The following is a 23,588-nucleotide window of genomic DNA, read 5'->3' as shown; positions in this document are numbered from 1 at the left end:
CGGGCGGGGTGGGCGAGCGTGCCCGCCCCGCCCGGGCCTCAGTTGATCGGCAGCGCCTTGGCGCCAGCGCCCTTGACCGAGCGGGTCAGCGCCCGCCCGGAGACCCACAGGAAGCACTGCACCCCCCGGTCGCCGTCGCGCCACTGCTCCTCGTACGGGTGGTAGATGATGGTGCCGGCCCGGTACTGCATGTTGCCGTCGTTCGGCAGCCCGGCGTACTTGGCGATCAGGCCGCGGCAGGCCTTGTGCGTCCGCAGCGACGTGCGGTCGAACTCCGCGTAGCTGATGTCCGGCGCCTGGTAGACGCCGACGAACTCGGCGTGGTGCTTGCTGGTGCAGGCCACCGGCCGCATCGACTGCACCTCGTTCTTGCTCAGCTTCGGGTTGAAACAGCCGAGCGCGAGCTTGGAGCCGGGCTTCAGCGCGCCCCGCAGGCTGCCGGTGCGCTGCGACACGGCGCCCTCGTCCAGATCGGTGATCTCCGCGACGTCGCAGCGGTACCAGCGGGCGCCGCCGGACCACGCGAGCGCCGAGGGGAGGACCACGGCCAGGCGCAGCCGCCCGCCGCGCCAGTCCCCGCCGACGGCCCGGGTGACCTGGCGGGCGCAGTCGGCGTGCGCGGCACGCATTCCCGCCGAACCGGTACGCGGGGGCGCGGAACGCTCCGCCTCCGCGCCGGTCATCGTGCCGACGTGCAGCGTCTCGGTGCGGTGCGGGGTGGCGCAGTCGACCGGCTGGTAGCCGCTGAGGTAGCCGACGTCGGCGACCGTGGGATGGCAGGCCCCGGACTTCGGCACGAAACCGACCGGCGCGGCGAACGCGGGCCAGTCGTCGACCAGGTCGCGGTCCACTCCGGCCGGCGCCGCGCAGCCGCCGAGCGCCAGCGTCAGCGCCGCGCCCACAGTGACCGCCACCCACCATCGCCGCATCCCGACCGACCTCCCCGCGCGTCCGGCGCCGTCCGGTCACCCGGTACGCCTCGGCGGTGCAGCATACGGCAGCCGTTCAGGTGACAGGGAGTCCCTCGGGTCCGGCGCCGCGCACCGAGCGGTTCAGCTTGCGGTCGTCGCTCCACAGGAAACAGCGCACGCCCCGGTCGCCCTCCTCCCACTCCCGCTGCGACGGCGGGTAGAAGATGGACCCGGCCCGGTAGGGCAGTTCGGCGTTGTCCGGCACCTCGGCGAACGCGGCGATGAGCGTCATGCAGCGCCGGTGCGTGGCGGGCGCGCCCCGGGTGAACTCCGCCCAGCTCATGTCGCGTTCCTCGTACACGCCGACGAACTCCGCCCGGTGCGGTTCGGTGCACAGCACCGGGGCCATGTAGTTGAGGTTCTGGCCGATCAGTTTCGGGTCGAAACACCTGTGCAGCAGCGGGTTGTCGCCGACGAGCGCGCCGCGCAGGCTGCCGACCCGGTTGACCGGGCGGGTGTTGTCGATGCTGTCGGTCTCGGCCAGGTCGCAGCGGAACCAGCGGGCGCCGGACGTCCAGGCGGTGACTGTCGGCAGCGCGATGTTCAGGGTCAGCCGGGCGGCCCGCCAGTCCCCGCCGATCATCTCCCGGGCCCGCTGGTCGCACTCGCCGCGCGCGGTGCGCAGCGCCGGGGAGCCGGGTTCCGGGCGTACGCCCCGCGCCGCCGCGCCGGAGAAGCGGCCGACGTGCACGGTCTCGGCCAGGTGGCTGCCCGCGCAGTTCACCGTCTCGTACGTGGCGGCGGCCACCACTGTGCTCAGCCGCGGCAGGCACGCCTCGGTCGCCGGGACGAACAGTTGCGGCGCCGGCAGCGCCGCCCAGTCGTCGATCAGGTCGCCGTCGGCCCGGTGTGTCTGAGCGCAGCCCGCGAGCACCGCGGTCGCGGCGCCGGCCAGCGCGAGCACGAGGACCCACCGTCGCATCGTCCGCCCCTTCCGGGAGAGATGGCAGCCGGTCGACACAGGCCCGACCGGCGTCCCCCGCGCCCGGGCGTGCAGCATACGTGACCGTCCCTGTAGGAGTTTCGTCATCTTTCAATCGATCGGCCAGTCGCCGGCGACTATTCGTGCCGACTTTCTCTCCGGACGGCCGGATTGTGCACCGCGGGTGACGGTGGGGTGACCGATGGTCGTTCCGGGAGGCGTGCCGCGACCTCCGGATCATCGCGTTCGTACACTGGCCCGGTGACCGTACCGCCGCCGATCGTCGCGCCCAGCATCCTGGCCGCCGATTTCGCCCGCCTCGCCGACGAGGTCCGTGCCGTGGAGTCCGCCGCCGACTGGCTGCACGTGGACGTCATGGACAACCACTTCGTGCCGAACCTGACCATCGGGCTGCCGGTGGTGCAGAGCCTGCGCGCCGTCACCGGGATCCCGTTCGACGTGCACCTGATGATCACCGACCCGCGCCGCTGGGCGCCCGGGTACGCCGACGCCGGGGCGTACAACGTCACGTTCCACGCCGAGGCGTGCGACGACCCGGTGGCGCTGGCCAAGGACCTGCGTTCGGCCGGGGCGAAGGCGGGGCTGGCGATCGACCGGGACACCCCGATCGAGCCGTACCTGGAGCTGCTGCCGAGCTTCGACACGCTGCTGATCATGACGATCAAGGCCGGCTTCGGCGGCCAGCGTTTCCTGCCGCACCTGCTGGACAAGGTGCGCGCGGCCCGCCGGCACGTCGACAGCGGGCACCTGGAGCTGCGCATCGAGGTCGACGGCGGCATCGCCGCGGACACCATCGAGCAGGCCGCCGAGGCCGGCGCCGACGCGTTCGTCGCGGGCACCGCCGTCTACGGCGCCGACGACCCCGCGGAGGCCGTACGCCGCCTGCGGGGCCTGGCGGAACGTGCGATGACCGGGGCCTGAGATGGACCCGGCCGGCGAGCGACCCGACGTGATCCTCGTCGTCGACGACGACGAGGACATCGCCCGCTTCGTCGAGTTCAATCTGCGCCTGCACGGCTTCGAGGTGCTGCACGCCGCCGACGGCCAGGAGGCGCTGGAGATCATCGAGCGGCAGCGGCCCGACCTCGCAGTGGTCGACCTGATGATGCCGCGCGTCGACGGGCTGGAGCTGACCCGGCGGCTGCGCGCCGACCCGATGACCTCGGCCCTGCCGGTGATCATGCTCACCGCCAAGGGGATGACCCAGGACAAGGTCAACGGGCTCAGCGTCGGCGCCGACGACTACCTGGTCAAGCCGTTCGACACGCTGGAGCTGGTGGCCCGGGTCAACTCCACGCTGCGGCGCAACAAGGAGTTCCGGGAGGTCTCGCCGCTGACCGGCCTGCCCGGCAACAGCCGGATCCGGCGGGAGATCAGCGACCGGGTACGCACCGGCGCCGACTACGCCGTCGGCTACATCGACATCGACCGGTTCAAGAGCGTCAACGACCGGTACGGCTTCGTGCGCGGCGACGAGTTCATCTCGGCGCTGGCCCGCAGCCTGCACCGGGCGGTGGTGTCGATCGGGGTGCCGCCGGCGTTCCTCGGCCACGTCGGCGGCGACGACTTCGTCATCGTCTGCACCCCCAGCCAGGTCCGGCCGCTGACCAGCCGCGCCGTCGTCGACTTCGAGAAGGCGGCGGACGCGCTCTACGACCCCACCGACCGGGAACGCGGCTTCGTGGAGCTGAAGGACCGGCGGGGCAACATCCGCCGCGCCGCGCTCGTCACGCTCTCCATCGGCGTGTCGCTCTCCGATTCCGGCAAGCGGTTCACCGACCCGCTGGAGGCGATCGCGGTGGCTTCGGAGATGAAGACGGTGGCCAAGAGCCAGCCCGGCTCGTACGTGGCGGTGGACCGCCGCCGCGGCGTTACGTGATCGTGCGGTCCTGCTGTGAGGTAGCTCGCCTCTGTGGCGCGCGCCGCGGTGGAACGTGTAAGACTTCCCGTATACCCACCACGCGCTGGCGGGGCTCGGTGAAATTCCGAACCGGCGGTGATCCACGGTCCGACCGTGGTAAGCCCGCGACCCGGACGGCTTCGGCCGGACGGTGGACCTGGTGAGAATCCGGGGCCGACGGTTGGGGTGCGGCTCGTCCGCCCCCAGACAGTCCGGATGGGAGACAGCGCGCGGAACGGGGGAGGCCCCTGCCGGCCGCTGAGCACCCTCAGCCGCCGCCCGGGCTCCCCGGGGTCGGCGTAGCCGTCCCCGGGTCTCTCCGCCGCCGCGTGTCCGCGGCTCTCGTGGCCGTCGTCTCCCGACCCGCCCGCGCGTGACCGGCGAGCGGGAGGACAGGCGGCCATGGCGAGCGTCTCCGTCGACGAGGCGATGCGTCGTGCCATCGACCTGGCCGCGCGCGGTCTCGGCACCACGAGCCCCAACCCGGTGGTCGGCTGCGTGCTGCTCGACGCCGACGGCGAGGTCGTCGGCGAGGGCTTCCACGCGTACGCCGGCGGCCCGCACGCGGAGATCGTCGCGCTGGCCCAGGCCGGCACCCGGGCCCGTGGCGGCACCGCCGTGGTCACGCTGGAACCCTGCGACCACACCGGCCGCACCGGCCCGTGCAGCCACGCGCTCATCGCCGCCGGGGTGTCCCGCGTGGTGATCGCGGTGCCCGACCCCAACCCGGTCGCCTCCGGCGGGGCGGCCACGCTGCGCGCCGCCGGGGTCCAGGTCGCGCTGGGGGTACGCGCGCAGGAGGCCGAGGTCGGCAACGTCGCGTGGCTCACCTCGATGCGCCGCGGCTGGCCGTACCTGATCTGGAAGTACGCGGCCACGCTCGACGGGCGCTCCGCCGCCGCCGACGGCACCAGCATGTGGATCACCTCCGAGGCGGCCCGGATCGACGTGCACGCGCTGCGCGGCACCGTCGACGCGGTGCTCGCCGGGGTGGGCACCGTGCTCGCCGACGATCCCCGTCTGACCGCCCGCAACCTGCGTGACGGCACCATGGCCATCCGGCAGCCACTGCGGGTGGTGGTGGACAGCTCGGGGCGTACCCCGGCCGACGCCCGCGTGCGCGACGGCGCCGCCCGCACCTGGGTGGCCACCGCCGCGGAGGTCGGCGCCGGGCCGGACGGCCGGGTCGACCTGGCGGCACTGCTCGCGGAGCTGCACCACCGGGGCGTGCGGGCCGCGCTGCTGGAGGGCGGTCCCACGCTGGCCGGCGCGTTCCTCGCCGCCGGCCTGGTCGACAAGATCGTCGGGTACGTCGCGCCGAAGCTGCTCGGCGCCGGTCCGACCGCGCTGCTCGACGCCGGCGTGACGACAATCGCCGACGCCATCGACCTGGAGATCACCGACGTTACGCGGGTCGGTCCCGACCTGCGGATCACCGCGCTGCCCCGGAAGAGGGAGGCCTGACATGTTCACCGGCATCGTCGAGGAGCTGGGCGAGATCGTCCGGAGCACCGAGACCGGCGACGACTCCGCGCTGGTCGCGATCCGCGGCCCGCTCGTCACCTCGGACGCCCGGCACGGCGACTCCATCGCCGTGAACGGCGTCTGCCTCACCGTGGTCGACGTCGACGGCGGCGTGTTCACCGCCGACGTGATGGGCGAGACGCTGCGCCGCACCGCGCTCGGGGCACTGCGCCCCGGCGACCCGGTCAACCTGGAACGCGCCGCCGCGCTCAACAGCCGGCTCGGCGGGCACCTGGTGCAGGGCCACGTCGACGGCGTCGGCGAGGTCGTCGCCCGGGAGCCGGCCGCGCAGTGGGAGACGGTGCGGTTCCGGCTGCCCGCCGGCCTGGCCCGGTACGTGGTGGAGAAGGGCTCGATCACCGTCGACGGCGTGTCGCTGACCGTGGCGGAGGCCGGCGACGACTGGTTCTCCGTCGGGCTGATCCCCACCACGCTCAAGCTCACAGTGCTCGGCACGAAGCAGGTCGGCGACCCGGTCAACCTGGAGGTGGACGTGCTGGCCAAGTACGTCGAGCGGCTGCTCGGCGACCGCGGCGCGGGGAGCGTGCGGTGATGGGCCCGCTCGGCTGGCTGCTCGACGCCCAGGTGCACGTGGCCGGTTCGCCGGTGCTGGTCCGGGAGATCGTCGGCAACGGCTTCGGGCTCGCCTCGGCGCTGCTCGGGCTGCGCCGGGTGGTCTGGGCCTGGCCGGTCGGCATGATCGGCAACGCGCTGCTGCTCACCGTGTTCCTCGGCGGCGTCTTCGTCACCCCGCAGGCGCACGACCTCTACGGCCAGGCCGGCCGGCAGGTCTTCTTCTTCGCCGTCAGCGTGTACGGCTGGTGGCGCTGGTCGCGCAACCGGCGCGCCGGCGGCGGGCACGAGCCGGCCGTGGTGCCGCGCTGGGCCACCTGGCCGGAACGGCTCGGCCTGCTCGTGGCCGCCGCCGCCGGCACCGCCGCCGCGTACCCGGTGCTGGCCGCGCTGGGCTCGTGGGGGCCGCTGCCGGACGCCTGGATCCTGGTCGGCAGCCTGCTCGCCACCTACGGCATGGCCCGCGGCTGGGTCGAGTTCTGGCTGATCTGGATCGCCGTCGACGCGGTCGGCGTGCCGCTGCTGCTGCGCGGCGGCTTCTACCCGTCGGCCGCCATGTACCTGGTCTACGGCGCGTTCTGCGCCGCCGGCCTGTACAGCTGGTGGCGCACCTCCCGGGCCGTCGCGACCGCGCCCGCCCCGATCCCGGCGACGTACTCGGAGGCCGTGGCATGACCACTTTCGGTTCGATCGAGCAGGCGGTGGCGGACATCGCCGCCGGGCGTCCGGTGGTCGTGGTCGACGACGAGGACCGCGAGAACGAGGGCGACCTGATCTTCGCGGCCGAGCTGGCCACGCCGGAGCTGGTCGCGTTCATGGTCCGCTACACCTCCGGCTACATCTGCGTGCCGCTGACCGAGGACGAGTGCGACCGGCTGGACCTGCCGCCGATGCACCACACCAACCAGGACCGGCGCGGCACCGCGTACACGGTGACTGTGGACGCCCGGGAGGGCGTCAGCACCGGCATCTCCGCCGCCGACCGGTCGCACACCATCCGGCTGCTCGCCGACGCCGCCACCGGCCCGGCCGACCTGGCCCGGCCCGGTCACGTGGTGCCGCTGCGCGCCCGCGCCGGCGGGGTGCTGCGCCGCCCCGGGCACACCGAGGCGGCGGTGGACCTGACCCGGCTCGCCGGGCTGCGTCCGGCCGGGGTGCTCTGCGAGCTGGTCAACGACGACGGCACCATGATGCGCCTGCCGGACCTGGAGAAGTTCTGCGCCGAGCACGGCCTGACGCTGGTCACCATCGCGGACCTGATCGCCTACCGGCGGCGTACCGAGAAGCAGGTCGAGCTGGCCGCCGACGCGCGCATGCCCACCCCGTACGGCGTGTTCCGGGCGCTCGGCTACCGCGCCGAGCACGACCCGGCCGAGCACGTCGCGCTGGTCATGGGCGATCTCGGCGACGGTCGGGACGTGCTGGTGCGGGTGCACTCCGAGTGCCTCACCGGCGACGTGTTCGGCTCGCTGCGCTGCGACTGCGGGCCGCAGTTGCGGGCCGCGCTGGCCCGGGTCGCGCAGGAGGGCCGCGGCGTGGTCCTCTACGTGCGCGGCCACGAGGGGCGCGGCATCGGCCTGCTGCACAAGCTCCAGGCGTACCAGCTCCAGGACCAGGGCCGCGACACCGTGGACGCGAACCTCGACCTGGGCCTGCCGGCCGACGCCCGGGACTACGGCACCGGCGCGCAGATCCTCTACGACCTGGGCGTCCGGTCGATGCGGCTGCTCACGAACAACCCGGCCAAGCGGGCCGGGCTGGAGGGGTACGGCCTCACCGTGACCGGCCGGGAGGGGCTGCCCGTGCGGTCCAACCCGGAGAACGTGCGCTACCTGCGCACGAAGCGGGACCGGATGGGTCACCTGCTGGACGGACTGGACGAGGTGACCGAGGCGCCGATGGGCCGCCCGGTCGCCGGTGACGAGATCGGAGCGTAGGGCGATGGCGGGTTTCGGCGAGCCGGGCGTGACCGCGGTGGACGCCGCCGGGATGACCGTCGGCGTGGTGGCCGCCCGGTGGCACGGCGACCTGACCGACCACATGACCGAGCGGGCCGTGGCCGCGGCGCAGGCGTGCGGCGCGCGGGCCGTGGTGGCCCGGGTGGCCGGTTCGGTGGAGCTGCCGGTGGTGGCCCAGGCGATGGCGCGCCGCTTCGACGTGGTCGTCGCGCTCGGCGTGGTGGTACGCGGCGCGACGGCGCACTTCGACTACGTCTGCCAGTCGGTCACCGAGGGGCTGACCCGGGTGGCGCTGGACGAGGGCAAGCCGGTGGCGCACGGGGTGCTCACCGTGGACACCATCGAGCAGGCCCGGGACCGGGCCGGGCTGCCCGGCTCGGCCGAGGACAAGGGCTGGTCGGCGACCGTCGCCGCGCTGGACGCCGCCCTGGCCGTCCGCGCGCTGGACGCGCAGTCCGCCCACCGGGTCGGCTTCGCCTGACCCACCCGGCCCGTCACCCGGGGCGGCTGGAAGAATCGCCTTCCGTGAAGACGTTCGAGGAGTTGTTCGCCGAGCTGCAGGCCAAGGCCGCCGCCGGCACCCCGGGCTCGGGCACCGTGGAGGCGCTCGCCAAGGGCGTGCACTTCATCGGCAAGAAGGTCGTCGAGGAGGCGGCCGAGTCGTGGATGGCCGCCGAGCACGAGGGCCCGGAGCGGGCCGCCGAGGAGATCTCCCAGCTCCTCTACCAGGCGCAGGTGCTGATGCTCGCCACGGGTCTGGAACTGAAGGACGTCTACCGACATCTCTGAGTGCCCGTCCGCTGATCACCCGATCGAACGAAGGAGCACTCCCATGCTGCGTGTCGCGGTACCCAACAAGGGCGCCCTGGCCGAGAAGGCCGCCCAGATGCTGCGCGAGGCGGGCTACCGCCAGCGCACCGACCCGAAGGACCTGGTCTGCCGGGACGAGGCCAACGACATCGAGTTCTTCTACCTGCGCCCCAAGGACATCGCGACCTACGTCGGCTCCGGTGACCTGGACGTCGGCATCACCGGGCGGGACCTGCTGGTCGACTCCGGCGCGCCGGCCGAGGAGATCGTCGACCTCGCCTTCGCCCGGGCCACGTTCCGGTTCGCCGCCCGCCCGCAGGACGTCGACGACGTACGGGAGCTGGGCGGGCACCGCATCGCCACCGCGTACCCCGGTCTGGTCGAGCGGCACCTGGCCGAGCTGGGCGTCAAGGCCGACGTGATCCGCCTGGACGGCGCGGTGGAGAACGCCATCCGCCTCGGCGTGGCCGACGTGGTCGCCGACGTGGTGGAGACCGGCGCGACGCTGCGCCAGGCCGGCCTGGTGGTCTTCGGCGAGCCGCTGCTGCGCTCCTCGGCGGTGCTGGTCCGCCGCGCCGGCGCGCCCGGCGGCGCCCAGCAGGAGCAGTTGCTGCGCCGGCTGCACGGTGTGCTGGTCGCCCGCCGGTACGTGATGCTCGCCTACGACGTCCCGGCCGGCCTGCTCGACCGGGCCAGCTCGCTGACCCCCGGCATCGAGTCGCCGACGGTCTCGCCGCTGCACCGGGAGGGCTGGGTCGCGGTGCAGGCGATGGTGCTCCGCGACGACGTGCACCGGATCATGGACGAGTTGTACGAGCTGGGTGCCCGCGCGATCCTGGTCACCAACATCCACGCCTGCCGGCTGTGAGGCCGCTGCCGCTCCGTGTGGCGGCCGGAGGCGCGCGTGAGCCGGATGGCAGACTGGTCGGGTGAGCGATTCCGTGGTGACCGTGCGACCCCGCCGCGTCCGGGTCGTCTGCTGGGTGTCGGCCGTCACGCTGCTCGTGGTGTTCAGCCTCGTCGCGACGTCGCTGACCGGCGCCACCGGCAACGGCTACGGCACGTTCCAGCGCGGCGACCAGTTCGCCATGATCGGCCTGGGCGTCTTCGGCGCGCTCGGCTTCCTGCTGTTCACCCGCCCCCGCGTGATCGCCGACGCCAGGGGCGTACGGGTGCGCAACGTGTTCAGCTCGTACGAGCTGCCCTGGGAGGTCGTCCGCGGGGTCCGGTTCGACAGGGGCGCCCCGTGGGCCAGCCTGGAGCTGCACGACGACGACCTGCTGCCGGTGGTCGCGTTGCAGGCCGCCGACAAGGAGAGCGCGGTCGAGGCCGTCCGCGCGCTGCGCCGCCTGCACCAGGCGCACCTGGCGGCGCTGTCCGCCAACCAGTCGGCACCCCGCTGACCAGCGAGCCCGGTTTGGGCGGGCCTGGGCCGAGGGTGTAGTGTTGCGGAGTCGACCAGACTGCCCCCGTCCCTGACGAGCGGGCGGTCGAGAAGCGGAGCGCCCGCTCCCACCCGAGTCGCCGCCACGGTGGCCGGGTCCGGTCCCCGGTTTCGGGCACGTCCCGACGCCGGATGCGCGATCCTGTGATCGTGCCGACCGGTCGAGTGGGCCCTGGCATACGCCGGGGCCTTCTGCTTTCCGGGTCGGCTCCCACCCGGGAGCCTGCGGAGTCGGCACCGTAGGACACTCGACTCGAGGAGGCCCCATCAGCGTCGAACCACGCGTGAACGAGCAGATCCGGGCACGTGAGGTCCGACTGGTCGGTCCTGAGGGTGAGCAGGTGGGCATCGTCCCGCTGGAGCGCGCCCTGCAGCTGGCCGCGGACGTCGACCTGGACCTGGTCGAGGTTGCGCCGATGGCGCGCCCGCCGGTGTGCAAGCTCATGGACTTCGGCAAGTTCAAGTACGAGAGCGCACTGAAGGCGCGCGAAGCGCGGCGTAACCAGCAGCAGACCGTCATCAAGGAGATGAAGCTCCGGCCGAAGATCGACCCGCACGACTACGAGACCAAGAAGGGTCACGTGGTGCGGTTCCTCAAGGCCGGCGACAAGGTCAAGGTGACGATCATGTTCCGCGGTCGGGAGCAGAGCCGCCCGGAGCTGGGCTACCGGCTCCTGCGCCGGCTCGAGTCCGAGATCACGGACCTTGGATACGTCGAGGCCGCGCCGAAGCAGGACGGCCGAAACATGATCATGGTTCTCGCTCCGCACCGGGCCGTCAAGGCCTCCGCGGTCGCCGCCACGGCGTCCCGCGGTGGACCGCGCGACCGGGCCGCGGAGGAACCGGCCGCTCCGGCCGGCGAGACCCCGGCGGCCGGCGACACCGCAGCAGCCGGCGAGACCGGCACGACCGCTGAGACCAGCGGCCAGTAACAGGGGAGAAGACGTTCCAATGCCGAAGATGAAGAGCCACACGGGTATGGGCAAGCGGGTCAAGGTCACCGGCAAGGGCAAGATCGTTGCCCAGCAGGCCGGCCTTCGCCACAACCTGGAGAAGAAGCCCAGCACCCAGACCCGTCGGCTGACCGGCACCGTCGAGCTGGCCAAGGCCGACACCAAGCGCATCAAGAAGCTGCTCGGCCGCTGACGCGAGCCACCTGAACCGAAGAAGGAGTTGAGATGGCACGCGTCAAGCGGGCTGTGAACGCCCAGAAGAAGCGTCGTACCCTGCTGGAGACCGCGAGCGGCTACCGCGGTCAGCGCTCCCGGCTGTACCGCAAGGCCAAGGAGCAGGTGCTGCACTCGATGCAGTACTCCTACCGGGACCGTCGCGACCGCAAGGGCGACTTCCGGCAGCTCTGGATCCAGCGGATCAACGCCGGCGCCCGGGCCAACGGCCTGACCTACAACCGGCTGATCCAGGGCCTGCGCCTGGCCGGCATCGAGGTCGACCGGAAGATCCTGGCCGACATGGCCGTCAACGACGCCGCCTCGTTCGCGGCGATCGTCGAGCTGGCCCGCGCCGCCGTGGCGGCCGAGGGCACCGGTGGCGCCGCGGCCCAGGCCGCCTGACCCACCCCGTACGGCAGATCGAGGCGTCTCCCATGCAGTCACCGTCGCAGGGGAGGCGCCTCGACGCCGTTCCCGGCCCGTTCACCCCGCGTACCCCCAGGGTCGTCGCGGCCCGCCGGCTACAGCGCCGGCGCGACCGCGACCAGGCCGGCCGGTTCCTGGCCGAAGGGCCGCAGGCGGTCCGGGAGGCGCTCGCCCGCACCGGCACCGTGGTCGAGCTGTTCGGCACCCCGGCCGCGCTGGACCGGTACGCCGACCTCGCCGCCAGCGCCGCCCGGGCCGACGTGCCGGTCTCCGAGGTGACCGACGACGCCCTGGCCGCGCTGGCCGAGACTGTCGCCCCGCAGGGCCTGGTGGCGGTGTGCCGCCACCTCGACGTACCCCTGGAGCACGCGGTGGCGCGCGGGCCGCGACTGGTAGCGGTGCTCGCCGGGATCCGTGACCCGGGCAACGCCGGCACCGTGCTGCGCACCGCCGACGCGGCGGGCGCGGGCGCGGTGATCTTCGCGGGCGAGGCGGTCGACCCCTACAACGGCAAGTGCGTGCGGGCCTCCGCCGGCAGCCTCTTCCACGTCGACGTGGTGCGCGCCGCCGACCCGCTCGCCGCCGTCGAGGCGCTGCGGGCCGCCGGGCTCACGATCCTCGCCACCACCGGGTACGGCGACAGCGACCTGGACGACCTCGCCGACTCCGGACGGCTGGCCGGCCCCACCGCGTGGCTGTTCGGCTCGGAGGCGCACGGCCTGCCCGAGGAGCTGACCGGCGCCGCCGACGCCCGCGTCCGGGTGCCGCTGCACGGGCGCGCGGAGAGCCTGAACCTGGCTGCGGCGGCGGCCGTCTGCCTGTATTCTTCCGCCAGAGCACTGCGTGTCCCCCGGGGCACGCGAGAGACAGCAGGGGAGTCCGCCTCGTCATGAACGCGCCACGGCGTTCGTTTAGCCAGCCCGCCGGTGTCGGCGGGCGGCGGGCCTGACCCTTCCCCCTGCACGACTCCCACCGGCGGGCTGCGGCGAAGCCGCGCGTCCGTAGACTCGCCTAGCCACCCGCGAGGGTCGGCGCCGCCGTGAGGGAGTGCCCGTTCACCATGAGCTACCGCAACGATCCGTACGACCCGAAGCAGGTCGCCCTGCTCGACCCGGACGCCCTGGCCGGGGCCGTGGCCGACGCCGAGAAGGCGTTCGCCGACGCCGCCGGCCCGGACGCGCTCACCGCGCTGCGCCCCGCGCACCTCGGTGACCGGTCCCCGGTGTCGCTGGCGCGCCGGGAGATCGGCGCGCTGCCGCCGGCCGCGAAGGCCGACGCCGGCAAGCGGGTCAACGAGGCACGCCGGGCCATCGAGTCCGCGTACGCCGCCCGGCAGGAGATCCTGGACCGCGAGCAGGCGGAGCGGGTGCTGGTCGAGGAGCGGGTCGACGTGACCCTGCCGTACGACCGCCGGCCGCGTGGCGCCCGCCACCCGCTGAGCGTGTTGATGGAGCAGATCAGCGACCTGTTCGTCGGCATGGGCTACGAGGTGGCCGAGGGCCCCGAGGTCGAGCTGGAGTGGACCAACTTCGACGCGCTGAACATCCCGGCCGACCACCCGGCGCGCGGTCTGATGGACACGTTCCACATCGCACCCGAGGGCAGTGGCCTCGTGCTGCGCACGCACACGTCGCCGGTGCAGGCGCGCACCATGCTCAGCCGCAAGCCGCCCATCTACGTGGTGGTGCCCGGCCGGGTCTACCGCACCGACGAGCTGGACGCCACCCACGCCCCGGTCTTCCACCAGGTCGAGGGCCTGGTGGTGGACAAGGGCATCACGATGGCGCACCTGCGCGGCACGCTCGACCACTTCGCCCGGGCCATGTTCGGTGAGGGGGCGAAGACGCGATGGCGTCCGCACTACTTCCCGTTCACCGAGCCGTCGGCGGAGTTCGACGTCTGGTTCCCGGAGCACCGGGACGGTCCGCAGTGGGTCGAGTGGGGCGGCTGCGGCATGGTCAACCCGCGGGTGCTGCGCGCCTGCGGCATCGACCCGGAGGTCTACTCCGGATTCGCGTTCGGCATGGGCATCGACCGGACCGTGATGGTCCGGCACGGCGTCAGTGACATGCGGGACATGGCCGAGGGCGACGTGCGGTTCACCCGCGCGTTCGGCGCCTGAGCTACGGGAACGGTGGTTTAACAGTCATGCGAGTCTCTGTCAGTTGGCTGCGGGAGTACGTGGACCTGCCGGCCGACCTGCCCACCGGCGACCTGGAGCAGGCGCTGGTCGACCTCGGCATCGAGGTCGAGTCCGTGGTGGACCTGCGCGAGTCGGTGAGCGGCCCGCTGGTCGTCGGCGAGGTCCTGGAGATCGAGGAGCTGACCGGCTTCAAGAAGCCGATCCGCTTCTGCCGGGTGGACGTCGGTGCCGCCAACGGCACCGGCGAGCCGCAGGAGATCGTCTGCGGGGCGCGTAACTTCGCCGTGGGCGACAAGGTCGTGGTGATCCTCCCCGGCGGCGTGCTGCCCGGCGGGTTCGCCATCGGCGCGCGCAAGACGTACGGGCGCAACTCCCACGGGATGATCTGCTCGGCGCAGGAGCTGGGGCTCGGCGACGACCACTCCGGCATCGTCGTGCTGCCCGAGGACGTCAAGGCCCAGCCCGGCGACGACGCCCGGCCCGTCGTCGGCCTGGACGACGTCGTGGTCGAGATGGAGATCACCCCGGACCGCGGGTACGCGCTGAGCGTGCGCGGCATCGCCCGGGAGCTGTCGCACGCGCTCGGCGTGCCGTTCCGCGACCCGGCCGACGCGCCCGCGCCCGGCGCGACCGCCGAGCCGGCGTACCCGGTGGAGGTCCGCGACCCGGTCGGCTGTGACAGGTTCGCGGCGCGGATGGTGCGCGGCGTCGACCCGACCGTGCAGACGCCCGGCTGGATGCGGCAGCGGCTCACCGCCGCCGGGGTGCGCAGCATCTCGCTGCCGGTCGACATCACCAACTACCTGATGCTCGAACTCGGCCAGCCGATGCACGCCTTCGACGCGGACCGGATCGCCGGGACGCTCGTGGTGCGCCGCGCCGAGGTGGGGGAGAAGCTGACCACGCTGGACGGGGTGAGCCGCACGCTGTCCGCCGAGGATCTGGTCATCTGCGACGCCGGGCTGCCCGGGGGCCTCGCGGGCGAGGACGGCGGGGTTCCGATCTCGCTCGCGGCGGTGATGGGCGGCGAGACCAGCGAGGTGCTCGCCTCCACCACGAACGTGCTGTTCGAGGCGGCGCACTGGGATCCGGCGACGGTCGGTCGTACCGCGCGGCGGCACAAGCTGTTCAGCGAGGCCGCGAAGCGGTGGGAGCGGGGCGTCGACCCGGCGCTGCCGCTCGTCGCGCTGGAGAAGGCGGTCCGGCTGCTCACCGGCCTGGCCGGCGGCACCGCCGGCGCCGAGGTGCTCGACATCGACCACGTCGCGCCGCGTACGCCGGTGACGCTGCCGGTGGACCTGCCGTCGCGGCGCGTCGGCGTGGCCTACTCGCCGGATCGCGTGGTGGAGCTGCTGGAGCAGGTCGGCTGCACCGTCGCGCGCGGCGCCGACCGGCTCGCCGAGGACCCGGGCACGGTGGGCGTGACCGCCGGCGGCGGCTCGGGCGCCGGTGCCGACGACGTGCTGACCGTGACGCCGCCGAGCTGGCGGCCCGACCTGACCGACCCGGCCGACCTGGTGGAGGAGGTGGTACGCCTCGACGGCTACGACCGTGTGCCGTCGGTGCTGCCCACCGCGCCGCCCGGGCGGGGCCTGACCTGGCAGCAGCAGCGCCGCCGGGCCGTCGCCCGCTCCCTCGCCGAGCGTGGCTACGTCGAGGTGCTGGCGCAGCCGTTCGTCGCGCCGGAGCTGGCCGACCAGCTCGGCCTGCCCGCCGACGACCCGCGCCGCCCGGCGGTACGCCTGGCGAACCCGCTGTCCGAGGAGGAGCCCCTGCTGCGTACCACGCTGCTCGGCCCGCTGCTCGGCATCGTCAAGCGCAACGTCGGCCGGGGCCAGCGGGACGTGGCGATCTACGAGATCGGCACGGTCTTCCACCCGCGTCCCGGCGCCGGTGCCCCGCCCGCGATGGGCGTGGACCGGCGGCCCACCGACGAGGAGTTCGCCGCAGCCGACGCGGTGGTGCCGGTCCAGCCGCGGCACGTCGCGGTGGCGCTGACCGGCGAGATCGAACCGGCCGGCTGGTGGGGCGCGGGCCGGACGGCCGGCTGGGCGGACGCGATCGAGGCGGGCCGGGCGGTGCTCGACGCCGCGGGCATCCCCGCCGGCCGGGTGACGGTACGGGCCGGGGAGCGGGCGCCGTGGCACCCGGGCCGCTGCGCCGAGCTGGTGGTGGACGACGTGGTCGTCGGTCACGCCGGTGAGCTGCACCCGGCCGTGCTGGCCGCGCTGGAGCTGCCCCGGCGCACCTGCGCCATGGAACTGGACCTGGACGCGCTGCCCGCTGCCCCGCTGGCGTCCGGCCCGGCCATCTCCACGTTCCCGCCGGCCCTGATCGACGTGGCGCTGGTGGTGGACGACTCGGTCCCGGCGGCCGAGGTGCGGGCGGCTCTGGTCGAGGGCGCGGGCGCGCTGCTGGAGGACGTCCGGCTGTTCGACGTCTACACCTCCGAGCAGCTCGGCGCGGGGCGCAGGTCGCTTGCGTACAAGCTGACGTTCCGGGCCCCGGACCGGACCCTCGCGGGCGAGGAGGCGGTGGCCGCCCGGGACGCCGCGGTAGCGGTGGCCGCCGAGCGCTTCGGTGCCACCCTGCGCGGCGCATGAAAGGAGGGGCCCCCTCTTAACGCCTCCGGTAGAGGAGGGGGCCCTTTTTAACACGCCGGCTCACGCGAGCCGCTGGTGAACGTCATCTCATGGCTATGCAACGCGCCGTATGACCTTGCGGCAGCGCTGCCCCGACCGGTACTCTTCTCTGCATAGTCATGCGGAGGTGGGTATGGGCATTCGGGTTGCCGTGGCCGGGGCGAGTGGATACGCCGGGGGCGAACTGCTGCGCCTGCTCGCCGGTCACCCCGAGTTCGAGCTGATCACCGCCACCGCGCACAGCCAGGCCGGTCAACCGGTCACCGCCGTACACCCGCACCTCGCCGGCCTCGACCTGGTGTTCGCCGCGACCGAACCGGCGACCCTCGCCGACGCGGACCTGGTCTTCCTGGCCCTGCCGCACGGCCAGTCCGCGGCGCTTGCCGCGGCGCTGCCCGGCACGGCCAAGGTGGTCGACCTCGGCGCGGACCACCGGCTGCGCGACGCCGCCGCCTGGGCTCGCTACTACGGCGGGGAGCACGCGGGCGCCTGGACCTACGGGCTGCCCGAGCTGCCCGGGCAGCGGGCCGAGATCGCCGCCGCGTCGCGCGTGGCCAGCACCGGCTGCTACGCGGTGGCGACCACGCTGGCGCTGGCGCCGCTGATCGCCGCCGGTGCGGTACGCCCCGACGACGTGGTGGTGGTCGCGGCCTCCGGCACCTCCGGCGCGGGCCGGGCCGCCAAGGCCCACCTGCTCGGCAGCGAGGTGATGGGCGACCTGACCCCCTACAAGGTGGGCGCGCACCAGCACGTGCCGGAGATCAAGCAGGCCACCGGCGCGACCGGTCTCTCCTTCACCCCGGTGCTCGCGCCGATGCCCCGGGGCATCCTGGCCACCGTCACCGCCGTGCCCACCGGCGACGCCGACCCGCGCGCGGTGCTGGCCGCCGCCTACGCCGACGCGCCGTTCGTGCACCTGCTGCCGGAAGGATCCTGGCCGCACACCGCCGCCACCGCCGGCTCCAACTCCTGCCACCTCCAGGCGACGGTGGACGTCGACTCGGGGCGGGTGATCGTGGTCAGCGCGATCGACAACCTCGGCAAGGGCGCGGCCGGCCAGGCCGTGCAGAACGCCAACCTGATGGTGGGTCTCCCCGAGACCACCGGTCTGTCCGTGTTTGGAGTGGCCCCATGAGCGTCACCGTCCCCCGGGGGTTCCGCGCCGCGGGTGTCGCCGCCGGACTGAAGTCCTCCGGCGCCGCCGACGTCGCCCTCGTGATCAACGACGGCCCGGACGCCGGTGTGGCGGGTGTCTTCACCGCCAACCGCGTCAAGGCCGCCCCGGTGCTGTGGAGCCAGCAGGTCGTGCACGGCGGCGTCGTGCGCGCCGTGGTGCTCAACTCCGGCGGCGCGAACGCCTGCACCGGTCCGGCCGGCTTCCAGGACACCCACGCCACCGCCGAGCACACGGCCGCCGCGATCACCGCCGCGAACGCCCGGCTGATCGTCGGCGCGGGCGAGGTCGCCGTCTGCTCGACCGGCCTGATCGGTGAGCGCCTGCCGATGGACAAACTGCTTCCCGGCGTACGCGAAGCCGTGCGCGGCCTGTCCCGCGACGGTGGCCCGGCGGCCGCCGAGGCCATCATGACCACCGACACCCGGCCCAAGACGACAGTGGCCCACGGTACGGGCTGGACCGTCGGCGGCATGGCCAAGGGCGCGGGCATGCTGGCACCGGCCATGGCCACCATGCTCTGCGTGCTCACCACCGACGCGGTGGCCGGGCCGGACGCCCTGGACGCCGCGCTGCGCGCCGCCACCCGGATCACGTTCGACCGGATCGACTCCGACGGCTGCATGTCCACCAACGACACGGTGCTGCTGCTGGCGAGCGGGGCCTCCGGCATCGAGCCGACCGGGGCCGAGCTGGCCGCCGCCGTCACCGCCGCCTGCCACGACCTGGCCCAGCAGCTCCTGGCCGACGCCGAGGGCGCGACCAAGGAGGTCGCGATCGAGGTGGTCGGCGCGGCGAGCGAGGACGACGCGGTCGAGGTGGGCCGCACGGTGGCCCGCAACAACCTGGTGAAGACCGCGCTGTTCGGCAACGACCCGAACTGGGGCCGGATCCTCGCCGCCGTCGGCACCACCGCCGCCGTGTTCGAGCCGGACGGCGTGGACGTCGCGGTGAACGGCGTCTGGGTGTGCCGGGGCGGCGCCGCCGCCGAGGACCGCGCCAAGGTGGACCTCACCGGCCGTGCCGTGACCGTCCGGATCGACCTGCACGCCGGCGCGGACGCCGCCACCATCTGGACCAACGACCTGTCCCACGCGTACGTACACGAGAACTCGGCTTATTCCACATGAATCTGAGTGCTGACCTCACCCGGGCCCAGGCCAAGGCCGCCACGCTGATCGAGGCGCTGCCCTGGCTGGCCCGTTTCTCCGGCGCCACGGTCGTGGTCAAGTACGGCGGCAACGCGATGGTCGACCCCGAACTCCAGCGGGCCTTCGCCGCCGACATGGTGTTCCTGCGGTACGCCGGACTCAAGCCGGTCGTGGTGCACGGCGGCGGCCCGCAGATCTCCGCGATGCTGCGCCGGCTCGGCATCGCCAGCGAGTTCCGGGGCGGCCTGCGGGTCACCACCCCGGAGGCGATGGACGTGGTCCGGATGGTGCTCGTCGGCCAGGTCGGCCGGGAACTGGTCGGGCTGATCAACGCGCACGGCCCGTACGCGGTCGGCCTCTCCGGCGAGGACGCCGGGCTGTTCACCGCGGTGCGCCGCCAGGCGTACGTGGACGGGGAAGCGGTCGACGTGGGGCAGGTCGGCGACGTGGAGTCGGTGAACGCCTCGGCGGTCACCGACCTGATCGAGGCCGGCCGGATCCCGGTCATCTCGACGGTCGCGCCGGACGCCGACGGGGTGCTGCACAACCTCAACGCGGACACCGCCGCCGCCGCGCTCGCGGTCGCGCTGGACGCCCGCAAGCTGGTCGTGCTGACCGACGTGCCCGGCCTGTACGCCGACTGGCCGGACACGTCCAGCCTGGTCAGCGAGATCAGCGCGGACGACCTGGCGAAGCTGCTGCCGTCCCTGGAGTCGGGCATGGTCCCGAAGATGGAGGCCTGCCTGCGGGCGGTGCGCGGGGGAGTGCCCGCCGCGCACGTCGTCGACGGCCGGGTCGCCCACTCCACGCTGCTGGAAGTGTTCACGTCGGAGGGCTTCGGAACGATGGTGATCGACTCATGAGCACGCTCGTGCAGCGGTGGAACGCCACCATGATGGACAACTACGGCACGCCGCCGCTGGCGCTCGTCTCCGGCTCCGGCGCCGTCGTGGTCGACGAGACCGGCCGGGAGTACGTCGACCTGCTCGGCGGCATCGCCGTCAACGCGCTCGGCCACGCCCACCCGGCGGTGGTGGCCGCCGTCAGCAGGCAGGTCGCCACGCTCGGGCACGTGTCCAACCTGTTCGTCGCCGAGCCGCCGGTGGCGCTGGCCGAGCTGCTGCTCGCGCTGGCCGGCCGGCCGGGCCGGGTGTTCTTCGCCAACTCCGGCGCGGAGGCGAACGAGGCCGCGTTCAAGCTGTCCCGGCTCACCGGCCGCCGGCACGTGGTCGCCGCCCACGGCGGGTTCCACGGCCGGACCATGGGCGCGCTGGCGCTGACCGGGCAGCCCGCGAAGGCCGACCCGTTCCGCCCGCTGCCCGGCGACGTGACACACGTGCCGTTCGGCGACGCCGACGCGCTGGCAGAGGCCGTCACCGGCGACACCGCCATGCTGATCATCGAGCCGATCCAGGGCGAGAACGGCGTGGTCGTCCCGCCTCCCGGCTACCTCGCCGCGGCCCGGCGGATCACCGCCGCGCACGGCGCGCTGCTGGTGCTGGACGAGGTGCAGACCGGCGTCGGCCGCACCGGCCACTGGTTCGCCCACCAGGCCGAGGGCGTCGAGCCGGACGTCGTCACGCTCGCCAAGGGCCTCGGCGGCGGCCTTCCGCTGGGTGCCTGCCTGGCCTTCGGCCGGGCCGCCGACCTGCTCACCCCCGGCTCGCACGGCACCACGTTCGGCGGCAACCCGATCAGCTGCGCCGCCGCGCTCGCCGTCGTCTCCACGATCGCCCACGAGGGCCTGCTCGACCACGTCAAGCGCGTCGGCGAACGGCTACGGCGCGGCGTCGAGGCGCTCGGGCACCCGCTGGTCCGCGAGGTGCGCGGCGCCGGCCTGCTGCTCGGCATCGTGCTCGACCAGCCGGTCTCGGGTGCGGCAGCGGCCGCGCTGCGCGAGGCGGGTTTCCTGGTCAACCCGGTGCAGCCGGACGTGGTGCGGCTCGCCCCGCCGCTGATCCTCACCACGGCGCAGGCCGACGCGTTCCTGGCCGCCCTGCCGGCCGCGCTGTCCGCCGCCGCGCCGGCCACTTCCGCCGCCGCCGCCGCGCCGCCCTCTTCCGCCGACGCCGCCGCGTCCGACGCCACGACCCCGACGGAGGCTCCCGCATGATTCGCCACTTCCTGCGCGACGACGACCTCACGCCCGCCGAGCAGGCCGCCGTGCTCGACCTCGCCGCCCGGATGAAGACCGACAGGTACGGCCACCAGCCGCTGGCCGGGCCGAAGTCGGTGGCGGTGCTGTTCGACAAGCAGAGCCTGCGCACCCGGATCTCGTTCGACGTGGGCATCGCCGAGCTGGGCGGGCACCCGCTCGTCGTGGACACCCAGGTCACCCACTTCGGCCGGGGCGAGACGCTGGCCGACGCCGGCCGGGTGCTGTCCCGCTACGTCGCCGCGATCGTGCTGCGCACCCACGGCGACGACCGGATCGCCGAGGTCGCCGCGCACGCCACGGTGCCGGTGGTGAACGCGCTCACCGACACGTACCACCCGTGCCAGCTGCTGGCCGACCTGCTCACCGTGCGGGAGCGTTTCGGCGGCACCGCCGGGCGGATCCTCACGTACGTGGGCGACGCGGCGAACAACATGGCCCACTCGTACCTGCTGGCCGGCGCGACCGCCGGGATGCACGTACGGATCGCCGGCCCGGCCGGATTCCAGCCCGACCCGGAGATCGTGGCCCGCGCCGAGAAGATCGCCGCCGTCACCGGCGGTTCGGCGCGGGTGCTCACCGACCCGGCCGAGGCGGTACGCGGCGCGCACGTCGTCGCCACCGACACCTGGACGTCGATGGGGCAGGAGTCCGACGGGCTGGACCGGATCACCCCGTTCCTGCCGTACCAGGTGAACGCCGCGCTGCTCGGCCACGCCGACGCCGACGTGATCGTGCTGCACTGCCTGCCCGCCCACCGGGGCGAGGAGATCACCGACGAGGCGCTGGACGGCCCGCACAGCGCGGTGTTCGACCAGGCGGAGAATCGGCTGCACGCCCAGAAGGCGCTGCTGACGTTTCTCCTGGAGGAATCCGCATGACCGCTCCGCTGACCCGCGCCGCGCGGCACGCCCGCATCGTCGAGCTGATCCGCGACACCCCCATCCACTCGCAGACCGAGCTGGCCGACCTGCTCGCCGGGGACGGCATCCAGGTCACCCAGGCCACCCTGTCGCGGGACCTGAAGGAACTGGGAGCGGTGACCGCGCGCGGCGGCGACGGGCGGGGCGTCTACCTGATCCCGGAGGACGGGCACCGGCCGCTGCGCGACGCCGAGGGTGCGCCGGCCCGGCTGGTCCGGCTGCTGCGTGAGCTGCTCAACGGCGTCGACTCCAGCGGCAACATCGCGGTGCTGCGTACCCCGCCGGGTGCCGCCCAGTACCTCGCCAGCGCGCTCGACCGGGCCGGCCTGACCGAGATCGTCGGCACCATCGCCGGCGACGACACCATCCTCGTCGTGTCCCGCGACACCGACGGCGGCGCCGCGCTGGGTGAGCGGCTCGCCGCCTGGGCCCGCCGGGACGACACAGCCGAAGGGGGCACCCCGTGACCGAGCGGGTGGTGCTGGCGTACTCCGGGGGCCTGGACACCTCGGTCGCCATCCCGTACCTGGCCGAGCGGACCGGCGCCGAGGTGATCGCGGTAGCCGTCGACGTCGGCCAGGGCGGCGAGGACATGAACGTGATCCGGCAGCGCGCGCTGGACTGCGGCGCCGTCGAGTCCGAGGTGGTCGACGCCCGCGACGAGTTCGCCGCCGACTACTGCCTGCCGGCGATCCGGGCCAACGCCCTCTACATGGACCGCTACCCGCTGGTGTCCGCGCTGTCCCGGCCGCTGATCGTCAAGCATCTGGTCGCGGCGGCGCGCGCCCACGGCGGCACGATCGTGTCACACGGCTGCACCGGCAAGGGCAACGACCAGGTCCGGTTCGAGGTGGGCCTGGGCGCGCTCGCGCCCGACCTGAAGGTCGTCGCACCGGCCCGGGACTTCGCCTGGACCCGGGACAAGGCGATCGCGTACGCCGAGGAGAAGGGACTGCCGATCGACGTGTCGGCGAAGTCGCCGTACTCGATCGACCAGAACCTGTGGGGCCGGGCCGTGGAGACCGGCTTCCTGGAGGACATCTGGAACGCCCCGGTCGAGGACCTCTACGCGTACACCGGGGATCCGGCGTCGGAACGCGACCCGGACGACGTGGTGATCACCTTCGACGGCGGTGTGCCGGTCGCCATCGACGGCGAGACGGTCACGCCCTACGAGGCGATCCGGGAGCTGAACCGGCGGGCCGGGGCGCACGGCGTGGGCCGGCTGGACATGGTCGAGGACCGGCTGGTCGGCATCAAGAGCCGCGAGGTGTACGAGGCACCCGGCGCGGTCGCCCTGATCACCGCCCACCAGGAGCTGGAGGCGGTCACCGTCGAGCGGGACCTGGCCCGGTTCAAGCGCGGCGTCGACCAGCGCTGGGGTGAGCTGGTCTACGACGGGCTCTGGTTCTCGCCGCTGAAGCGGTCGCTGGACGCGTTCATCGACGACGCCCAGCGGCACGTCAGCGGCGAGGTACGGCTGCGCCTGCACGGCGGCCGGGCGGTGGTCACCGGCCGGCGGTCCGAGGCGAGCCTCTACGACTTCGGCCTTGCCACCTACGACACCGGCGACACGTTCGACCAGTCGCTGGCGAAGGGATTCGTACGACTGTGGGGACTGCCCAGCACGATGGCCGCGCAACGGGACGCCCGGATGGGAGGGGCCTGATGGGGGGCACCAC

25 protein-coding genes and 1 riboswitch are annotated in these 23,588 nt (G+C 73.7%); of the genes, 23 read left to right on the top strand and 2 right to left on the bottom strand.

The window, feature by feature from the left end:
* Positions 1–38 precede the first annotated feature (38 nt).
* Both AB0B20_RS08055 and AB0B20_RS08050 read right to left on the bottom strand, forming a co-directional pair.
* Complete coding sequence (locus AB0B20_RS08055) at positions 39–929, bottom strand: septum formation family protein (protein ID WP_357386461.1); 891 nt, start codon at positions 927–929, stop codon at positions 39–41.
* A 76-nt stretch (positions 930–1,005) separates the two neighbouring features.
* Entirely contained in the window at positions 1,006–1,893 is an 888-nt protein-coding gene (locus AB0B20_RS08050) for a septum formation family protein (protein WP_357469154.1), read from the bottom strand.
* Positions 1,894–2,154: 261 nt separating this feature from the next.
* Here AB0B20_RS08050 and rpe point away from each other — a divergent pair, with 261 nt between their 5' ends.
* From rpe to AB0B20_RS07935, 23 genes are all read left to right on the top strand, one after another.
* The gene (gene rpe, locus AB0B20_RS08045) at positions 2,155–2,835 is read left to right on the top strand and encodes a ribulose-phosphate 3-epimerase (RefSeq protein ID WP_357386457.1); all 681 of its coding nucleotides are present in this window, start codon (positions 2,155–2,157) and stop codon (positions 2,833–2,835) included.
* Position 2,836: 1 nt separating this feature from the next.
* A complete protein-coding gene (locus tag AB0B20_RS08040) occupies positions 2,837–3,793 on the top strand; it encodes a response regulator (protein ID WP_357469151.1) in 957 nt (318 codons plus the stop codon).
* An 80-nt stretch (positions 3,794–3,873) separates the two neighbouring features.
* A riboswitch (FMN riboswitch) is annotated at positions 3,874–4,046 on the top strand.
* Positions 4,047–4,216: 170 nt separating this feature from the next.
* The gene (ribD, locus tag AB0B20_RS08035; protein WP_357469147.1) at positions 4,217–5,278 is read left to right on the top strand and encodes a bifunctional diaminohydroxyphosphoribosylaminopyrimidine deaminase/5-amino-6-(5-phosphoribosylamino)uracil reductase RibD; all 1,062 of its coding nucleotides are present in this window, start codon (positions 4,217–4,219) and stop codon (positions 5,276–5,278) included.
* Between the two features lies 1 nt (position 5,279).
* Positions 5,280–5,891, top strand: a complete 612-nt coding sequence (locus tag AB0B20_RS08030; RefSeq protein ID WP_073827704.1) for a riboflavin synthase — start codon at positions 5,280–5,282, stop codon at positions 5,889–5,891.
* Positions 5,891–6,586 (top strand): nicotinamide riboside transporter PnuC, encoded by a 696-nt coding sequence (gene pnuC / locus AB0B20_RS08025; RefSeq protein ID WP_357469408.1) that lies wholly within the window; start codon positions 5,891–5,893, stop codon positions 6,584–6,586. Before AB0B20_RS08030 ends, pnuC begins: the two co-directional genes overlap by 1 nt.
* Entirely contained in the window at positions 6,583–7,848 is a 1,266-nt protein-coding gene (locus tag AB0B20_RS08020; protein ID WP_357469142.1) for a bifunctional 3,4-dihydroxy-2-butanone-4-phosphate synthase/GTP cyclohydrolase II, read from the top strand. Before pnuC ends, AB0B20_RS08020 begins: the two co-directional genes overlap by 4 nt.
* Before the next feature lie 4 nt (positions 7,849–7,852).
* Positions 7,853–8,350: a 6,7-dimethyl-8-ribityllumazine synthase gene (gene ribH, locus AB0B20_RS08015; protein ID WP_091424378.1), complete on the top strand. Its 498-nt coding sequence runs from the start codon at positions 7,853–7,855 to the stop codon at positions 8,348–8,350.
* A 26-nt stretch (positions 8,351–8,376) separates the two neighbouring features.
* Positions 8,377–8,658: a phosphoribosyl-ATP diphosphatase gene (locus tag AB0B20_RS08010; protein WP_198039659.1), complete on the top strand. Its 282-nt coding sequence runs from the start codon at positions 8,377–8,379 to the stop codon at positions 8,656–8,658.
* A gap of 43 nt (positions 8,659–8,701) precedes the next feature.
* Entirely contained in the window at positions 8,702–9,547 is an 846-nt protein-coding gene (hisG, locus tag AB0B20_RS08005) for an ATP phosphoribosyltransferase (protein WP_357386449.1), read from the top strand.
* A 61-nt stretch (positions 9,548–9,608) separates the two neighbouring features.
* Positions 9,609–10,082: a PH domain-containing protein gene (locus AB0B20_RS08000; RefSeq protein WP_357386447.1), complete on the top strand. Its 474-nt coding sequence runs from the start codon at positions 9,609–9,611 to the stop codon at positions 10,080–10,082.
* A 325-nt stretch (positions 10,083–10,407) separates the two neighbouring features.
* Entirely contained in the window at positions 10,408–11,055 is a 648-nt protein-coding gene (gene infC / locus AB0B20_RS07995) for a translation initiation factor IF-3 (RefSeq protein WP_043324929.1), read from the top strand.
* A gap of 19 nt (positions 11,056–11,074) precedes the next feature.
* On the top strand, positions 11,075–11,269 hold the full coding sequence (gene rpmI, locus AB0B20_RS07990; protein ID WP_007075851.1) for a 50S ribosomal protein L35: 195 nt from the start codon (positions 11,075–11,077) through the stop codon (positions 11,267–11,269).
* A gap of 32 nt (positions 11,270–11,301) precedes the next feature.
* Positions 11,302–11,694 (top strand): 50S ribosomal protein L20, encoded by a 393-nt coding sequence (gene rplT / locus AB0B20_RS07985; RefSeq protein WP_043324928.1) that lies wholly within the window; start codon positions 11,302–11,304, stop codon positions 11,692–11,694.
* A gap of 32 nt (positions 11,695–11,726) precedes the next feature.
* A complete protein-coding gene (locus tag AB0B20_RS07980; protein ID WP_357469137.1) occupies positions 11,727–12,611 on the top strand; it encodes an RNA methyltransferase in 885 nt (294 codons plus the stop codon).
* 167 nt (positions 12,612–12,778) lie between these two features.
* Positions 12,779–13,840, top strand: a complete 1,062-nt coding sequence (gene pheS, locus AB0B20_RS07975) for a phenylalanine--tRNA ligase subunit alpha (RefSeq protein ID WP_357386442.1) — start codon at positions 12,779–12,781, stop codon at positions 13,838–13,840.
* Between the two features lie 26 nt (positions 13,841–13,866).
* A complete protein-coding gene (locus AB0B20_RS07970) occupies positions 13,867–16,464 on the top strand; it encodes a phenylalanine--tRNA ligase subunit beta (RefSeq protein WP_357469134.1) in 2,598 nt (865 codons plus the stop codon).
* 172 nt (positions 16,465–16,636) lie between these two features.
* Positions 16,637–17,638 carry an N-acetyl-gamma-glutamyl-phosphate reductase gene (gene argC / locus AB0B20_RS07965; RefSeq protein WP_357469131.1) on the top strand — a complete coding sequence of 334 codons (1,002 nt, stop codon included), beginning with the start codon at positions 16,637–16,639 and terminating at the stop codon, positions 17,636–17,638.
* Positions 17,635–18,807, top strand: coding sequence for a bifunctional glutamate N-acetyltransferase/amino-acid acetyltransferase ArgJ (gene argJ / locus AB0B20_RS07960; protein ID WP_357469128.1), 1,173 nt, complete (start codon positions 17,635–17,637; stop codon positions 18,805–18,807). Before argC ends, argJ begins: the two co-directional genes overlap by 4 nt.
* Positions 18,804–19,691, top strand: a complete 888-nt coding sequence (gene argB / locus AB0B20_RS07955; protein ID WP_357469125.1) for an acetylglutamate kinase — start codon at positions 18,804–18,806, stop codon at positions 19,689–19,691. Before argJ ends, argB begins: the two co-directional genes overlap by 4 nt.
* On the top strand, positions 19,688–20,941 hold the full coding sequence (locus tag AB0B20_RS07950) for an acetylornithine transaminase (protein ID WP_357469122.1): 1,254 nt from the start codon (positions 19,688–19,690) through the stop codon (positions 20,939–20,941). Before argB ends, AB0B20_RS07950 begins: the two co-directional genes overlap by 4 nt.
* Positions 20,938–21,864: an ornithine carbamoyltransferase gene (argF, locus tag AB0B20_RS07945; RefSeq protein ID WP_357469119.1), complete on the top strand. Its 927-nt coding sequence runs from the start codon at positions 20,938–20,940 to the stop codon at positions 21,862–21,864. The genes AB0B20_RS07950 and argF overlap by 4 nt, the downstream gene beginning before the upstream one ends.
* The gene (locus AB0B20_RS07940; protein ID WP_357386428.1) at positions 21,861–22,373 is read left to right on the top strand and encodes an arginine repressor; all 513 of its coding nucleotides are present in this window, start codon (positions 21,861–21,863) and stop codon (positions 22,371–22,373) included. Before argF ends, AB0B20_RS07940 begins: the two co-directional genes overlap by 4 nt.
* Positions 22,370–23,575, top strand: coding sequence for an argininosuccinate synthase (locus AB0B20_RS07935; RefSeq protein WP_357386426.1), 1,206 nt, complete (start codon positions 22,370–22,372; stop codon positions 23,573–23,575). The genes AB0B20_RS07940 and AB0B20_RS07935 overlap by 4 nt, the downstream gene beginning before the upstream one ends.
* Positions 23,576–23,588 lie beyond the last annotated feature (13 nt).

The organism is Micromonospora sp. NPDC049151, from assembly GCF_040648395.1.
Classification (GTDB): Bacteria; Actinomycetota; Actinomycetes; order Mycobacteriales; family Micromonosporaceae; genus Micromonospora.
The sequence above is the reverse complement of the archived record's forward strand: the minus strand, read 5'-3'. Positions and strand labels throughout refer to the sequence as shown.

Coding starts and splice junctions, on each gene's coding strand:
- AB0B20_RS08055 (WP_357386461.1), bottom strand. CDS start 929: ATGCGGCGATGGTGGGTGGCGGTCACTGTGGGCGCGGCGCTGACGCTG.
- AB0B20_RS08050 (WP_357469154.1), bottom strand. CDS start 1,893: ATGCGACGGTGGGTCCTCGTGCTCGCGCTGGCCGGCGCCGCGACCGCG.
- AB0B20_RS08040 (WP_357469151.1), top strand. CDS start 2,837: ATGGACCCGGCCGGCGAGCGACCCGACGTGATCCTCGTCGTCGACGAC.
- ribD (WP_357469147.1), top strand. CDS start 4,217: ATGGCGAGCGTCTCCGTCGACGAGGCGATGCGTCGTGCCATCGACCTG.
- AB0B20_RS08030 (WP_073827704.1), top strand. CDS start 5,280: ATGTTCACCGGCATCGTCGAGGAGCTGGGCGAGATCGTCCGGAGCACC.
- pnuC (WP_357469408.1), top strand. CDS start 5,891: ATGGGCCCGCTCGGCTGGCTGCTCGACGCCCAGGTGCACGTGGCCGGT.
- AB0B20_RS08020 (WP_357469142.1), top strand. CDS start 6,583: ATGACCACTTTCGGTTCGATCGAGCAGGCGGTGGCGGACATCGCCGCC.
- ribH (WP_091424378.1), top strand. CDS start 7,853: ATGGCGGGTTTCGGCGAGCCGGGCGTGACCGCGGTGGACGCCGCCGGG.
- hisG (WP_357386449.1), top strand. CDS start 8,702: ATGCTGCGTGTCGCGGTACCCAACAAGGGCGCCCTGGCCGAGAAGGCC.
- rpmI (WP_007075851.1), top strand. CDS start 11,075: ATGCCGAAGATGAAGAGCCACACGGGTATGGGCAAGCGGGTCAAGGTC.
- rplT (WP_043324928.1), top strand. CDS start 11,302: ATGGCACGCGTCAAGCGGGCTGTGAACGCCCAGAAGAAGCGTCGTACC.
- AB0B20_RS07980 (WP_357469137.1), top strand. CDS start 11,727: ATGCAGTCACCGTCGCAGGGGAGGCGCCTCGACGCCGTTCCCGGCCCG.
- pheS (WP_357386442.1), top strand. CDS start 12,779: ATGAGCTACCGCAACGATCCGTACGACCCGAAGCAGGTCGCCCTGCTC.
- AB0B20_RS07970 (WP_357469134.1), top strand. CDS start 13,867: ATGCGAGTCTCTGTCAGTTGGCTGCGGGAGTACGTGGACCTGCCGGCC.
- argC (WP_357469131.1), top strand. CDS start 16,637: ATGGGCATTCGGGTTGCCGTGGCCGGGGCGAGTGGATACGCCGGGGGC.
- argJ (WP_357469128.1), top strand. CDS start 17,635: ATGAGCGTCACCGTCCCCCGGGGGTTCCGCGCCGCGGGTGTCGCCGCC.
- argB (WP_357469125.1), top strand. CDS start 18,804: ATGAATCTGAGTGCTGACCTCACCCGGGCCCAGGCCAAGGCCGCCACG.
- AB0B20_RS07950 (WP_357469122.1), top strand. CDS start 19,688: ATGAGCACGCTCGTGCAGCGGTGGAACGCCACCATGATGGACAACTAC.
- argF (WP_357469119.1), top strand. CDS start 20,938: ATGATTCGCCACTTCCTGCGCGACGACGACCTCACGCCCGCCGAGCAG.
- AB0B20_RS07940 (WP_357386428.1), top strand. CDS start 21,861: ATGACCGCTCCGCTGACCCGCGCCGCGCGGCACGCCCGCATCGTCGAG.